This window comes from Chryseobacterium sp. TQ-BC-N36 (genome assembly GCF_058382295.1).
In genome coordinates this window covers 4,858,183-4,871,575 of record NZ_CM178175.1, presented here as the reverse complement: position 1 = coordinate 4,871,575, position 13,393 = coordinate 4,858,183, and the positions used below count along the sequence as shown (strand labels likewise).

Here is a 13,393-nt window from a genome sequence, read left to right as displayed (position 1 = left end):
ATTTATTTTAGTTCATATTTATTTATAATCTTGAATCACTTTCTTCTAAGATCCCTTTTACGTCATAAATGATTCCGCCTTCTTTTAAAATATTTTTCAAATCAAGATCAAGGAATTGTTTATGCGCAACAGTAAGGATAATTGCATCAAATTTTTCTTGTGGAATCTCATTCACAACCTCTAACTCATATTCATGTTTTACTTCTTCAGGCTTTGCCCAAGGATCAAAGGTAGTCACATGTAAAGAATAATCTTCAAGCGCCTGAATAACATCTACCGCTTTGGTATTACGAACATCCGGACAATTCTCTTTGAACGTTATTCCCAGGTTCAATATTCTGGCACCATTAATTGAAATCTTCTTCTTGATCATCGTTTTTACTAACTGGGAGGCCACATACTGTCCCATGGAATCATTAAGACGACGCCCAGCCAGGATGATTTCAGGATGATAGCCATTTTCCTGGGCTTTCTGAGCCAGATAATATGGATCTACTCCAATACAGTGTCCGCCAACCAAGCCTGGTTTGAATGGTAAAAAATTCCATTTAGTTCCTGCTGCTTCCAATACAGCATGTGTATCAATTTCTAAAAGGTTGAAAATTTTTGCCAGCTCATTGACAAAAGCAATATTGATATCTCTCTGTGAGTTTTCAATGACTTTAGCCGCTTCTGCAATTTTGATCGTTGGAGCCAGATGCGTTCCAGCTACAATTACAGATTTATATAAAGTATCCACCACTTTCCCAATTTCCGGTGTAGAACCTGATGTAACTTTCAGAATTTTTTCTACTGTGTGCTCCTTATCACCTGGATTGATTCTTTCCGGTGAGTATCCCGCATAGAAATCCCGATTGAATTTGAGTCCTGAAACTTTTTCCAGAACAGGAATACATTCTTCTTCTGTAGCTCCCGGATATACCGTAGATTCATAGATGACAATATCCCCTTCCGATAATACTTTACCTACAGTTTCTGAAGATTTATATAATGGAGTCAGATCGGGACGGTTATGCTTGTCAACAGGAGTGGGAACTGTCACGATATAGATGTTTGCCTCCTTGATATCATTCATGTCTGCTGAGCAGTACAATCCATTTTCAGCAGGCTGATTAAAAGGACTCTGGTGTTTTAAGACTGCTTTTAGCACATCGTTTTCCACTTCCAGGGTACTATCAGTCCCCGTATTTAATTCTTCAATCCTTTTCTGATTGATATCGAAACCTACAACCGGATATTGAGTTGCAAATAATCGTGCTAAAGGCAGACCCACATAGCCTAATCCTATTACAGCAATTTTATATTGTTTTTCCACAAGAATCGATTTAAACTTGTTTTTTTATTTTAAATTTTCCCAATACCAGCTGATAGCTTCTTTTAATCCTTTTTCTATCGTATGGCTTGGCTGGTAGCCTAATAATTTTTTTGCTTTTTCAACGGAGGCCAATGAATGAGGAATATCTCCTACACGATTCGGACCATATATAATATCCACATCAGCAATTCTTTCATCGAATTCACTTAAATACTTTTTAAGATATCCTACCAGATCATTCAGCGTTGTACGGTCTCCTACTGCTGTATTATAAACAGTATTCACTGCTTCAGGAGTTTCAGTAAGCATAGCCAGCTCATTCATCTGGATAACATTGTCGATGTATGTAAAATCACGTGAATAATCTCCCGTTCCGTTTATTGTAGGAGATTCGTGATTGATTAACTGCTTTACAAACAAAGGAATTACTGCGGCATAAGCTCCGTTCGGATCCTGTCTGCGCCCAAATACATTGAAGTATCTCAGGCCGATACATTTCATTCCATAAGTTTTCCCAAACACATCAGCATATAATTCATTTACATATTTGGTAATGGCATAAGGTGATAATGGTTTTCCGATCACCTCCTCTACTTTAGGTAGTGACTCAGAGTCTCCGTAAGTAGAAGATGAAGCAGCATATACAAAACGTTTTACGTTAGCATCACGGGCTGCAACCAGCATATTCAGAAATCCTGATACATTCACATCGTTACTTGTAATAGGATCCTTAATAGATCTTGGTACAGATCCGAGTGCAGCCTGATGTAGAATATAATCTACATTCTCTACTGCCTTCTGACAAACTTCCAAATCACGGACATCTCCTTCAATGAGCTTATAGTTTGGATTTTCAAGGAAAGGTTCGATATTATGTCGGTGCCCGGTTGCAAAATTGTCCAAGCATACTACATAATAGCCTTTATTTAAAAAATACTCTGTTAAGTTAGAGCCGATAAAACCCGCTCCACCTGTAATTAAAATTTTATTCATTATTATGATTTGAAAATTTTACTCCACCAACTTTTCTTTTCTTTAGTCTGGCCGTAACCATACCCATAGCTATAGTTGTATCCATATCCACCTGCACGTCTTGAAACATCATTTATCACAAAGGATACGTTGGAAAGTTTTGAATCTTTCACCAGATCGTTGGCGAAATCTATCAGTATATTTTTTGATACTCCAGACCTTACCACATATAATGTTGCATCTGCTGTATCTGCAATACTTAACGTATCGGAAACCAGCATCAATGGTGCAGAATCAATAATAATATAAGTATACCGGGATGACATCTGCTCAATAAGCTGTTGATAACGTCCGTTGGAAAGAAGTTCCTGAGGATTTGGAGGAATAGCTCCGGCATAGATAACGTCGCATGAATGGTTGGTTGTTGAAGTATGAACAAGTTCTTCTACTTTTATCGATTCATCATATAAAAACTCTGTAAGACCTTTTCTTTTCACAGGCTCACTGTCATATCTCTGAATCTGTGGATTACGGATATCTGATCCAATCAAAAGAGCCCTCGCATTTTTATTGGCAATCGTAAGAGCGAGATTCACAGATACTAGAGTTTTTCCTTCTCCTTTTATAGAAGAAGTTACCATAATAACTTTGGCTGAGTTTTTAGCCGGTAATACAAATTTCAAATTGGAAACCAATACTCTGAAGGCTTCTGCCAACTCCGAAAAGTCGTTTTTCTGAATCAAATGATTTTCATTATCATTAAGTGATGGTATGTCTACCAAGATACCCAAATCTGAGCGTTCTTTAATATTATCTCTTGTGTAAATCTTATCATCCAGCATGAAAACAAAATAAAAAACAGCAAAAGGAAATAATACACCAATCAATAAAGCCCCCAAAAAGATAATATCTTTTTTAGGAGATACAGGTATATCCTCTGTAAATGCTGGGTTTACAATTTTTGCTTTAGGTACATTGACTGATAGATTTATTGCATTTTCTTCCCTTTTTTGAAGCAGAAATAAAAATAACTGTTCTTTAAGGTTTTGTTGACGTTCAATTCCCCTATAAACTTTAGACTGTCCAGGAACTTTTTCAATCATACTATTGTTAGTATTGATCTGGTTCTGCAACTGAGAAATACTTGTCTGTACAGTTTGTTTCTGCTCACGAATATTATCACGGATAACTTCCTTTAAAGAAGCTATTTCCTTATTCATTTCTATAACAGCAGGATTTTCGTTAGTAGCCTGTTTAAGCGTTTTATTTCTACTAATAATCAATGAATTATACTGAGAAATTGTTTGTTCCAGTGAAGGATTCAGTCCAAGATTGGATGGCATAAGCTGGTTATTGCTTTTTGAAGCCTCTCCCGAAAGAGAATTTAAAAGATCCAATTGAGCTTGCTGTTGAAGAAGGACTTTAGTGTTATCACTTGTATTTTGGAGAGCTAGCTCAGCCTGTGCCTGAAGATCTACAATGCGATTACGGTTCTGGAAATCTTCTTTTTGATTTTCCACCCCCGAAAGATCTTTAGTGATCACTTCCAATCTTTTATCAATGAACTCCTGGGTATTCTGAGCCTGTAAATTCTTATCTCTCTGACCATCCAGATTATATTGTCTGGTCACTTCATTAAGAATAGCCTCTGATTTTTCAGGAAGAGATCCTATCAGATTGATCTCCATTAGCATGGATTTTTCATCCGATAAATTTACCTCTATCTTTTTTTCTAATTTTTTTACTTTCTCAATAGGATTCCAAAAAATAATTTTATACTCTGATTTAAAAAGAATATCAGGATTTCGCTGAAATACTACGGTTCCAAAATCCAAATTTAGAGGAGTATTAAACCTCCCTTTAATGATCTCTTTTTTTTCACCCTGAAGCACAAATTGATCTCCTTTTAAATCTTTCATTGTATACTGAGAAGATTTAAAATTTTCTTTATTATAAGACAATACTTTTGCAACAACAGGAATTTTGTTGAAGAGTTGTGAATCTTTTATTTCTCCTGTATTAAAATATTCTACATTGAGATTAAGATTCTTTACAACTTCCATCAGTATAGGTCGTGAGGTAACAACGGCTCCTTCGCTTTTCAGTTCATCAGAATTACCTAAACCCATACCAAGATTTTCTAGATCAGAGAGAGCAGTGGCAAGATTACTTTGTTTTTTATCAAATTTAAGGACAGTTGTTGATTCGTATTGGGGTACACTATATCTCAAATAAATGTAAGCTGCTATCACAAAAACTAAAACAGAAGTAATAAACCATGGCCATTTATATAGGTATTGAGAGATAACTTTTCTTAGATTCAAACTTTCCTCCTTGTCTTGAAATTCTATCTTCTGCATATTTTATTTTCGAGTTAAAGCAATAATAAGTGTACCTGCTGTTAATAATGCACCAATAATCTGGAATGTAAGAGCCCTGTTCGGATTCGAGTTGGCCTGGACTTGTTTATTTTTATCCGGCTGTACATATAATATGTCATTCTGTTTCATATAATAGTATGGCGAACTTACAATATCAGATCTGGTAAGGTCGACATTAACAATCTGATCAGTCCCATCATCTCCTGTACGGATAAGTTTCACATTGGTACGGTCTCCAAAATCTGTCATATCACCAGCAAGACCTAATGCCTGAAAGATGTTAATTTTCTGGGAAACACTTTCTTTCTGCCCTGGGCTTTTTACTTCACCTAAAATGCTTACATTGAAATTTTTCAGAGTAATGGTTACTAACGGATCTGTAAGATATCTCTTAAGACGGGATTCAAGTTCCTGTTTTAGCTGCACCTGCGTCATTCCTTTCGTATACACATTTCCTAAAACCGGAAAAGAAATATATCCTTCTTCATTCACCAGATATTCACTTGGTTGTACATACTGATTGATTCCTGTACCGCTTTCACTTCCTACCTTATTTACAGTATTAAGGTTGAAAGGTTTTACAGCAATTTCATCAAGGGCAGATACAAGAATCAGAAGAACATCTCCTTCCTGAATGTGTAAACCCTGAAACTTTGCCTTTGCAACCTCCTCTTCCATATTATGTTTTGACATATATACCATATTCTGTTTCGGCCTGCACGATAATAGAGTAGCCGATAACAGTACTATATATGCAATAATAGTTTTATTCATATGTATTATTCTTATCTACTTGTGATGTGTTATTTGTCTTAAATCCTTTATGTGGCTCCAATATTATAAGGAAATTTAATTAACCCTATTTTTCCATATCTATCAGAAAATTTATTTATGTGAAGCGTATTTTAATTCCCCATGTTAAGATCAATTCTTTCTCTAGCAATTTTCATTCCGTTTAAAAACAAAACGGCAAAATTATTATTTTAATATTATATTTTTTTATTTATTTCATTCTTTAATTTTAATTATATACTTCATTTTCAGATATTCTATAATTGCTTATAAATTTAATACTATAATTAAATATTTTTTACAATTTGAAAACTTCAACTCCATCAATCAATCCATAATCTTGTCATTTCCTCACAATGGATTATTCTCTCGGATTTCTTCTTAAAAAAAATTGTCTGGTTGCCATTCTGAAAAGAACATCAGAAAAACAAAGAAAAGAACAAGGTGTAAATAAACAGTATCCAATGCAAACCCTTATAAAATCTAATGCCATAAAAGCAATACCTGAAAAATATCTGATTTAAAAAATCAAAACAAGCAAAGTATTTTATAGTTTCTATTTCTGTTTTGAACCGGAATATAAACATAGCAGGAACAACTATCCCCGAAAATATTTTCCCATTTTGATTCCCAATACAATTAAATTCACACTATTCAGGAAAAAGCATAAAATTAAAACAGAAAAAAACAACTGAAATATCAACAAGAAGACCCCACCAGCTGAACATATTTCTCAACTTCTTGATTTTACAATTTTCCCTATATACAACAATCTTAAAAATATCATTTTCATTAATTCAATAATTGGTGGTTTTATTAAACTAAGGTAGTAATTATTATTAATATTTTTAATACGACCTATTAATTTTCATTCAAAATACCAAGTTCCAATGTCAGGTTATTTTGAAAACAAAATTTGAAAAACAAAATATCGAGCCACCTCAGGAAATACTTTTCATCCACCTTCTCTTCAGTCCATATAAAACAAAAAAAATCTTCTATTTCTAGAAGACTTTTTGCGATCCGGACGGGACTCGAACCCGCGACCTCCGCCGTGACAGGGCGGCATTCTAACCAGCTGAACTACCGGATCAATTTTTTAAAAAGAAATTGAGAAAACTTCTGCGATCCGGACGGGACTCGAACCCGCGACCTCCGCCGTGACAGGGCGGCATTCTAACCAGCTGAACTACCGGATCAATTTTTTAAAAAGAAATTGAGAAAACTTCTGCGATCCGGACGGGACTCGAACCCGCGACCTCCGCCGTGACAGGGCGGCATTCTAACCAGCTGAACTACCGGATCAATTTTTTAAAAAGAAATTGAGAAAACTTCTGCGATCCGGACGGGACTCGAACCCGCGACCTCCGCCGTGACAGGGCGGCATTCTAACCAACTGAACTACCGGATCAAATTTTGTTAAAGAACTTCGTTTCTTTTTCGTGGTTGCAAAATTACATCTTTTTTCATTCCCTGCAAATTATTTTCAAAAAAAATGTCTCCCAATCATGGAAGACATTCATTATCAAACTTATTTTTTTTATAAGTGTGCGCTTAATTTCTCAGCGATTACCTCTTTTGGGGCCACACCTACTAATTTGTCCACTACCTCTCCATTCTTAAAGATAAGAACTGTAGGAATATTTCTGATACCATACTGCATAGAGATTTCCTGATTGTTGTCTACATCCACTTTTCCAACTACTGCTTTTCCTTCAAAATCTGATGCTACTTCTTCGATGATCGGACCTAAAGTTCTACAAGGTCCACACCATACTGCCCAGAAGTCTACTAATACCGGTTTGTCTGATTTTAAAACCGTATCCTGAAATGAGCTGTCTGTAATTTCTAAAGCCATTTTTGTTTCTTTTATTTTAATTAATATTATTTTCTTTTTAATCCTTTTGGATATTCAAAATTACGATTTTTAAAGCACAAGCCTATCTATGCTCAACATTAGTTTTTTCTATAGTATAATCGCTTGAAATTTCTTTCAGGGCATTTACCAATGCATCGATCTCTGATTTGGTCGTCATATGGCTGAAAGAAATACGTAATGGCGTACAGTGATCCATTTCGTCTTCAGAAAGCACCATCATCATTACCATTGAAGGTTTTGAAGCTCCAGATGAGCATGCACTTCCCTGGGAAATTGCAATCCCTTTCATATCCAGCTGAAGTCCTATTAATGGATTTTTATAAGGTAATAGTGCACTTAATACCGTATAAAGACTATTTTCCTTTTCAGCACTTCTTCCGTTAAATTTAATCCCTTCTATTTCTGCAGAAAGTCTTTCAATTGCATAATCTTTGATATCCTGCATATGGTTGGTATACTCCTCCATATGATTGAGAGAAAGCTCTAATGCTTTGCCAAGCCCTACAATACCGCAAACATTTTCTGTACCGGCTCTGAGACTTCTCTCCTGAGGTCCTCCGGTGATAATTCCTTTAAGACCTGTTGCTTTTCTGATAAACGCAAACCCTGCCCCTTTCGGTCCATGAAACTTATGGGCACTACAGGATGCAAAATCCACTGGAATATCAGAGAAATCAAGATTCATATGAGCCATTGTCTGCACGGTATCCGAATGGAAAAGAACCTGATACTCTTTGCACAGCAGGGCAACTTTCTTAAGGTTAAGAATGTTTCCTATTTCATTATTGGCGTGCATTAAGCTTACCAGTGTTTTTTTATCTGAAGCTTTTAAAAGCTCTTCTAATTTATTCAGATCGATATCTCCTTTTTCGTTCGGGCGGATATAGTTTACTTCCACTCCTTTTCTGTTTTTCATATCCAGAATACTTTCAGAAACACACTTATGTTCCAGAGGAGAGCTAATGATCCTTTCTACTCCAAGATGTTCTACCGAAGACTTGATGATCATATTGTTAGATTCGGTTCCACAGGAAGTGAAAATGATTTCAGCTGGAGTTACATGAAGATAGTCTGCAACCTGTCTTCTTACATTTTCAATAAGGATTTTTGCTTCCTGTCCAAAGCTGTGCGTTGAAGACGGATTTCCGAAATTCATCTTCATAGTACCAACCATTGCATCTATAACTTCTTCTGCAAGCGGAGTGGTTGCGGCATTATCTAAATATACTTTATTCATTATTATTTTGAATATTTTAATTCTACGGAGGTAAACTGGTAATCTGCGGGAACAGTAAAAATAAACCATGGATTGGAGATCACCTGAATTTCCATTCCACCGGAAGGTTCTCCAGCTGGAACTTCTACATATAAAATATTATTTTTCAATGATATGCTTTTGATCTCTTCAATTTGATGGCTTCCTGATCTGAAGGTTCCCAGGTTGTACAAAACGACTTTTTTATTTTTAGGAAATTGCGGGTATTTGATATAAGACTCATCTCCTCCCGGACCTATAATGCCAAAGCTGCCTTTAATTGTATTGCGAAAATCTGTTTCTTCTTTAATAATCCTAAAACCAGCCTGTTCTGTACCTCCCTGTGACTGGGAAACAATAAGTTCTGCACCCTGCTGGCTGTCAGCAGTCTTCTGAGGCAATGTGCTTGCACAGCTCATAAAGGTTAGTGCAGATGCAATTAACAAGCTTTTCATTTTCTACAATTTTATCTCCCAAAATTAATGAAAAAATTGGTAATGTCCCTCATTTGCCCATTTCAACATTGGCCGATCTCCGGAAGTATCTCCAAATGCAATAATTTTATCGTACTTAGAATCATTGATTTCTTCTTTTATTCTTATCAGTTTTTCTTTTCCATTACAGTTTTTGCCTACAAAATTTCCTGTGAAAATCCCGTTCTTAAACTCTGCCCGTGTAGAAACAAGCTCCATTTTCAGTTCTTCGGCAAAAGGTTTCACCCAGATATCCAATGAAGCGGTGACCAATAAACTCTGTGTATTATTCCTATCGATATTTTTTATAAAGTCTAATGCATTTTCCCTCACAATTTTAGGATAATGTAATTCAAAGAACTGTCTGGACTTCAGTTCGATCTTCTCCTGTGTCTGTCCTTTCAAAATAGAACCGATAAAACTTTTTTTCACCTTTTCAGTTTCAGCAAGTTTCAGCTTCAATAAAATAAACAGAGGTACATGTTTTAAAAATTGTATACGGTATTTTGTAGAATCGTAAAATTTGAGATACATAAACATCGTATCTTTATAGGTAAGGGTCCCATCAAAATCAAAACAATACAATTTTTTCATTTTCTTAAAGCTTTAATTTTTTGAATATAAACTCAGGCACATTTCTGATAATCAACATAATAAAACTCCAAACCGGCAAAACATATGCCACATTACGCTCTTTTTTGAAAGCTTTATAAATACAGGCTGCTGCCTGTTTGGGGGTTGCAGTCAGCTTGGGGTTCAGAGGCAGGCCTTCAGTCATTTTGGTAGCCATAAATCCCGGCTTTATAGTCAGGACATGCACTTTTTTATCAAAAAGATAGTTTCTAAGACCACTCAGATAAGCTGTAAAAGCAGCCTTCGCGCTTCCATAGATAAAATTACTCTGTCTTCCTCTGTCTCCTGCTACGGAGGAAAGACCGATGATTATTCCTGACCTCCTGTTTTCAAACTTATGGGCAAAATAATTCATTACAGGAACCAGTTTTGAATAATTAATATCGATGATACGCTCCGTATTCCTGTTATCATACAATCCCTCTTCTGTTCCTTCTCCTAAATATCCAACGGCACAAAATAATACATTTGAATTGATATTATCAAATCTATTATAATCTATTTCTTTCGTCAGGTCCAGCTCAATTACTTCTGCCTGCTGCAGAAACTTTACATCAATGTGCCTTGCAAAACGCTCCGTAGTTTCTTTATTTGAGGTAAAAAGATAGATTTTTTCAAACTTTTCTCCTTCCTGAAGTGCTTTTTCCACAAAAGCCTGTGCTACTTCAGATGTGCTTCCCAGGACTATCATTATGAGTTATTGTTTATAATTCTTTTGTGCTGTAAAGACACAAATTTAGGGTTTTGAATATTTTTCAGGTAATTGGTAAGCGATGACCTGCTCATGCTGTCTTTGGTAAGGTAAATTCTTCCTCCGAATTCCTGAACAATGGCATCAAGCTGATCTATCAGTTTTTTAAGCTTTGAATTCACTTTAAAATCCAGAGCCAGCGTGTATCCTTCCATCGGGAATGAGTTATAGGCCTGGGGATTGTTTTTTCCAAAAAGTTTTAAAACTGCTAAAAATGACCCGTTTCCACTTTTGGATATTGCCTCGAGTATTCTTTTCATTCCTTCTTTTCCTTCTTCTTTAGGAATCACCATCTGATACTGTACAAAGCCGGATTTTCCATAGATCTTATTCCAATCATTAATCGCATCCAAAGGATAGAAAAATGTCTCATAATCGATAAAATTTTTCACCTCCTTTTTAGATTGCTTTTTATAGTACAACCAGTTGAATATTTTTACCGTAAGGGCGTTCAGCACGAATCCCGGAAAATAAAAAGGAACACCGGGACGCAGTTTTTTCTTCAACCTTAAAGGTGTTTTCAAAAAGCTTTGGGGAAGTTCATGGTGGAAAGCATGTTCTCCCCTCATGAGAATACTTCTTCCTATATTTTTCCCTTTCTGAAGACAGTCGATCCAGGCAACAGTATAAGTCCAGTTTTCACTTTCATCAAAAAGTTTAAATATTTCGTCAAGATTTTCAGCTTTAATACTTTCCTGGCGGATGTATGCAGATTCTATATTCTTAAGCTTGAATCTGGCCGTCAGAATAATTCCTGTAAGCCCCATTCCTCCAATCGTAGCCCAAAACTTCTCCTCATTTTCCTCTCGGGAACAGGTGATAATTTCTCCATTCTCAGTCATCAGCTTAAACTCAATCACATATTCTGAAAAGCATCCTTCTGTATGATGATTTTTTCCATGAACATCAGAAGCTATAGCACCTCCTACTGACACAAATTTTGTCCCGGGAGTAACATAAAGAAAGTACCCCTGTGGTACAGCTATTTCCAGAACATCTGAAAGCAGCACACCGGATTCACATTCTATGATTCCGTTTAAACGGTCAAAACTGATGAATTTATTTAATTTTTTTGTTGAAAAAATAGACTCTCCCAAGGAAGCATCTCCATAGCAGCGTCCATTTCCTCTGGCAATAACTTCGTTGTGACTGAGTACAAATTCCTTTATCTTTTTGAAACTGTCCTCAGATCTCATTTCTTTTTCCACTACCGGGAAATTTCCCCAGTTGGTAACTTTCTGTGTGAAATTCGGCTTCATTTCTTAAAATAAATTTGAATTAAAAATGCAGCAACCCAAAGCAGTAATGTAACCTGTATATAACGGTCTCTGTAAACAATTTTTGTAGGGGATTCTGTTCTGTTGTAGACCAGTGTCTGCTGAAGATATCTCAACAAAGCAAATACTACAAAAATAACCGTATAGAAAACCCGTTCATGGAATCTTTCCTGGACTTCGGGAGATAGTGTAAACATCAGATAGCATACAATTGCCAGCGTAATAGAAATGGATAATGCGATATCAGCAAACTGAACATTATATCCGTCCAGCGCCCTTCTTGTCTTTCCTGAAACTTGTGCATTGATAAGCTCTCCCCTTCTTTTCCCGATCGCAAGTACCAGTGCCAGCACAAATGTTAACAGAATAGCCCATTGTGAAATACTGATCCCGGTAATATAACCACCAGCCAGCACCCGCAATACAAATCCTATGGCAATAATGAAAATATCAATAATAGGCACATGCTTGAGCCTGAATGTATAGGCTAAATTCATTATTACGTAAAAACCTATAATAGTTGCAAACTTCCAGAGCGGTTCATGAAAATAAATTTGTGTAAAAAAGACAAGACTGATATCAGTAATGGCAAGACCAATAAGAATTCCTATAGCTTTTGATTTTGAAATAGCTCCGCTGGCCAGCGGTCTTCTTCTTTTTTCGGGGTGCTTTCTGTCTGCTTCAATATCATTATAATCATTCAGGATATACACAACACTTGCCGCAAGGGAAAATATCAAAAATGCGAAAATGCTCTTAACAAGCAGATCTACGTTGGTAATATTACCTGAGAAAAACAGAGGGACAAATACAAAAAGGTTTTTCACCCATTGCTCCACACGGAGCAGCTTTAAATATTTCTTCATTTATGTTATTTCAAATACAAAAATAATAAATTCAAAATTGCTAGCATAAAAATACAAAAAAAACCGCCGGAGCGGTCTTTTACGAAAATATTTATATATTAAATTAACTATTGCCCTTGTTTGGCATCATTAATCATTTTTTCATTGGCAGTAATAGCAAACTCTACTCTTCTGTTTTTAGCTCTTCCTTCATCTGTATCATTGCTTGCAACCGGCATATTTTTACCTTCTCCTTTAGTAAACATTCTGTTACCAGCAATTCCACTTTTCACTAAATAGGCTTTCACGGCATCAGCTCTTCTTTGAGAAAGGGCCAAGTTATAAGCATCTTTACCTACGCTATCTGTATACCCATAGATATTGATATTTGTATCCGGATTATCACTTAATACTTTAGCTAATTTATCAAGGTTCCCCTGTGCCACAGAAGTAAGGTTTGAGGAGTCAAACGCAAAGTTAACAATGCTTTCATTCATGGTTACTTTAATACCATCTCCTACTCTTTCTACCTGAGCACCTGGCAAAGTTTCTTTAATATCTCTTGCCTGTTTATCCATTTTGTTCCCGATAACGTTACCTGCAACACCACCGATAATACCGCCTAATACAGCTCCGATAGCACCGTTTCCACCTTTACCTACATTATTACCAAGGATACCACCAAGCACTGCTCCTGAAGCTACACCTACTGCTGTACCTCTCTGCTGATGGTTTGAATTCTGAACGGCTTCACAGCTTGTCAATAATAATGCTGATGACAAGAAAAGAGCTCCTACGTATGTTTTTGTAAATTTCATTT

The 13,393-nt window shown here is 36.1% G+C and carries 12 protein-coding genes and 4 tRNA genes; all 16 read right to left on the bottom strand.

Going from position 1 to position 13,393, the window contains the following annotated elements; genetic code table 11:
* Positions 1 to 22 precede the first annotated feature (22 nt).
* The 16 genes from AC3FI7_RS22065 to AC3FI7_RS21990 all read right to left on the bottom strand — a co-directional run bounded on the left by AC3FI7_RS22065 (position 23) and on the right by AC3FI7_RS21990 (position 13,391).
* Complete coding sequence (locus AC3FI7_RS22065) at positions 23 to 1,315, bottom strand: nucleotide sugar dehydrogenase (protein WP_491460912.1); 1,293 nt, start codon at positions 1,313 to 1,315, stop codon at positions 23 to 25.
* A 24-nt stretch (positions 1,316 to 1,339) separates the two neighbouring features.
* A complete protein-coding gene (locus AC3FI7_RS22060; RefSeq protein WP_491460911.1) occupies positions 1,340 to 2,308 on the bottom strand; it encodes an SDR family oxidoreductase in 969 nt (322 codons plus the stop codon).
* Positions 2,309 to 2,310: 2 nt separating this feature from the next.
* Complete coding sequence (locus tag AC3FI7_RS22055; RefSeq protein WP_491460910.1) at positions 2,311 to 4,647, bottom strand: GumC family protein; 2,337 nt, start codon at positions 4,645 to 4,647, stop codon at positions 2,311 to 2,313.
* Positions 4,648 to 4,650: 3 nt separating this feature from the next.
* Positions 4,651 to 5,361 carry a polysaccharide biosynthesis/export family protein gene (locus AC3FI7_RS22050; protein WP_491460909.1) on the bottom strand — a complete coding sequence of 237 codons (711 nt, stop codon included), beginning with the start codon at positions 5,359 to 5,361 and terminating at the stop codon, positions 4,651 to 4,653.
* 1,118 nt (positions 5,362 to 6,479) lie between these two features.
* Positions 6,480 to 6,553: transfer RNA gene (locus AC3FI7_RS22045), tRNA-Asp, on the bottom strand.
* A gap of 32 nt (positions 6,554 to 6,585) precedes the next feature.
* A tRNA-Asp gene (locus tag AC3FI7_RS22040) sits at positions 6,586 to 6,659 on the bottom strand.
* 32 nt (positions 6,660 to 6,691) lie between these two features.
* Positions 6,692 to 6,765: transfer RNA gene (locus tag AC3FI7_RS22035), tRNA-Asp, on the bottom strand.
* Between the two features lie 32 nt (positions 6,766 to 6,797).
* Positions 6,798 to 6,871: transfer RNA gene (locus AC3FI7_RS22030), tRNA-Asp, on the bottom strand.
* A 129-nt stretch (positions 6,872 to 7,000) separates the two neighbouring features.
* Positions 7,001 to 7,318: a thioredoxin gene (gene trxA, locus AC3FI7_RS22025; RefSeq protein WP_027374941.1), complete on the bottom strand. Its 318-nt coding sequence runs from the start codon at positions 7,316 to 7,318 to the stop codon at positions 7,001 to 7,003.
* Between the two features lie 82 nt (positions 7,319 to 7,400).
* A complete protein-coding gene (locus AC3FI7_RS22020; RefSeq protein ID WP_142724672.1) occupies positions 7,401 to 8,576 on the bottom strand; it encodes a cysteine desulfurase family protein in 1,176 nt (391 codons plus the stop codon).
* Positions 8,577 to 8,578: 2 nt separating this feature from the next.
* The gene (locus AC3FI7_RS22015; RefSeq protein ID WP_343661584.1) at positions 8,579 to 9,049 is read right to left on the bottom strand and encodes a hypothetical protein; all 471 of its coding nucleotides are present in this window, start codon (positions 9,047 to 9,049) and stop codon (positions 8,579 to 8,581) included.
* Between the two features lie 24 nt (positions 9,050 to 9,073).
* Positions 9,074 to 9,661, bottom strand: a complete 588-nt coding sequence (locus AC3FI7_RS22010) for an HAD-IB family hydrolase (protein WP_142724674.1) — start codon at positions 9,659 to 9,661, stop codon at positions 9,074 to 9,076.
* Between the two features lie 4 nt (positions 9,662 to 9,665).
* Positions 9,666 to 10,391: an SDR family NAD(P)-dependent oxidoreductase gene (locus tag AC3FI7_RS22005; RefSeq protein ID WP_142724675.1), complete on the bottom strand. Its 726-nt coding sequence runs from the start codon at positions 10,389 to 10,391 to the stop codon at positions 9,666 to 9,668.
* Entirely contained in the window at positions 10,391 to 11,710 is a 1,320-nt protein-coding gene (locus tag AC3FI7_RS22000) for an FAD-binding oxidoreductase (protein ID WP_491460908.1), read from the bottom strand. The genes AC3FI7_RS22005 and AC3FI7_RS22000 overlap by 1 nt, the downstream gene beginning before the upstream one ends.
* A complete protein-coding gene (locus AC3FI7_RS21995) occupies positions 11,707 to 12,594 on the bottom strand; it encodes a decaprenyl-phosphate phosphoribosyltransferase (RefSeq protein ID WP_142724677.1) in 888 nt (295 codons plus the stop codon). Before AC3FI7_RS21995 ends, AC3FI7_RS22000 begins: the two co-directional genes overlap by 4 nt.
* 107 nt (positions 12,595 to 12,701) lie before the next feature.
* Positions 12,702 to 13,391: a YiaD family glycine zipper/OmpA-like lipoprotein gene (locus AC3FI7_RS21990; RefSeq protein ID WP_142724678.1), complete on the bottom strand. Its 690-nt coding sequence runs from the start codon at positions 13,389 to 13,391 to the stop codon at positions 12,702 to 12,704.
* Positions 13,392 to 13,393: the final 2 nt, after the last annotated feature.

What these genes read in the sequence shown, in the direction of transcription:
- AC3FI7_RS21995 (WP_142724677.1), bottom strand. Translation starts at nt 12,594, where the DNA reads ATGAAGAAATATTTAAAGCTGCTCCGTGTGGAGCAATGGGTGAAAAAC.
- trxA (WP_027374941.1), bottom strand. Translation starts at nt 7,318, where the DNA reads ATGGCTTTAGAAATTACAGACAGCTCATTTCAGGATACGGTTTTAAAA.
- AC3FI7_RS22055 (WP_491460910.1), bottom strand. Translation starts at nt 4,647, where the DNA reads ATGCAGAAGATAGAATTTCAAGACAAGGAGGAAAGTTTGAATCTAAGA.
- AC3FI7_RS21990 (WP_142724678.1), bottom strand. Translation starts at nt 13,391, where the DNA reads ATGAAATTTACAAAAACATACGTAGGAGCTCTTTTCTTGTCATCAGCA.
- AC3FI7_RS22015 (WP_343661584.1), bottom strand. Translation starts at nt 9,049, where the DNA reads ATGAAAAGCTTGTTAATTGCATCTGCACTAACCTTTATGAGCTGTGCA.
- AC3FI7_RS22005 (WP_142724675.1), bottom strand. Translation starts at nt 10,391, where the DNA reads ATGATAGTCCTGGGAAGCACATCTGAAGTAGCACAGGCTTTTGTGGAA.
- AC3FI7_RS22050 (WP_491460909.1), bottom strand. Translation starts at nt 5,361, where the DNA reads ATGTCAAAACATAATATGGAAGAGGAGGTTGCAAAGGCAAAGTTTCAG.
- AC3FI7_RS22020 (WP_142724672.1), bottom strand. Translation starts at nt 8,576, where the DNA reads ATGAATAAAGTATATTTAGATAATGCCGCAACCACTCCGCTTGCAGAA.
- AC3FI7_RS22060 (WP_491460911.1), bottom strand. Translation starts at nt 2,308, where the DNA reads ATGAATAAAATTTTAATTACAGGTGGAGCGGGTTTTATCGGCTCTAAC.
- AC3FI7_RS22000 (WP_491460908.1), bottom strand. Translation starts at nt 11,710, where the DNA reads ATGAAGCCGAATTTCACACAGAAAGTTACCAACTGGGGAAATTTCCCG.
- AC3FI7_RS22010 (WP_142724674.1), bottom strand. Translation starts at nt 9,661, where the DNA reads ATGAAAAAATTGTATTGTTTTGATTTTGATGGGACCCTTACCTATAAA.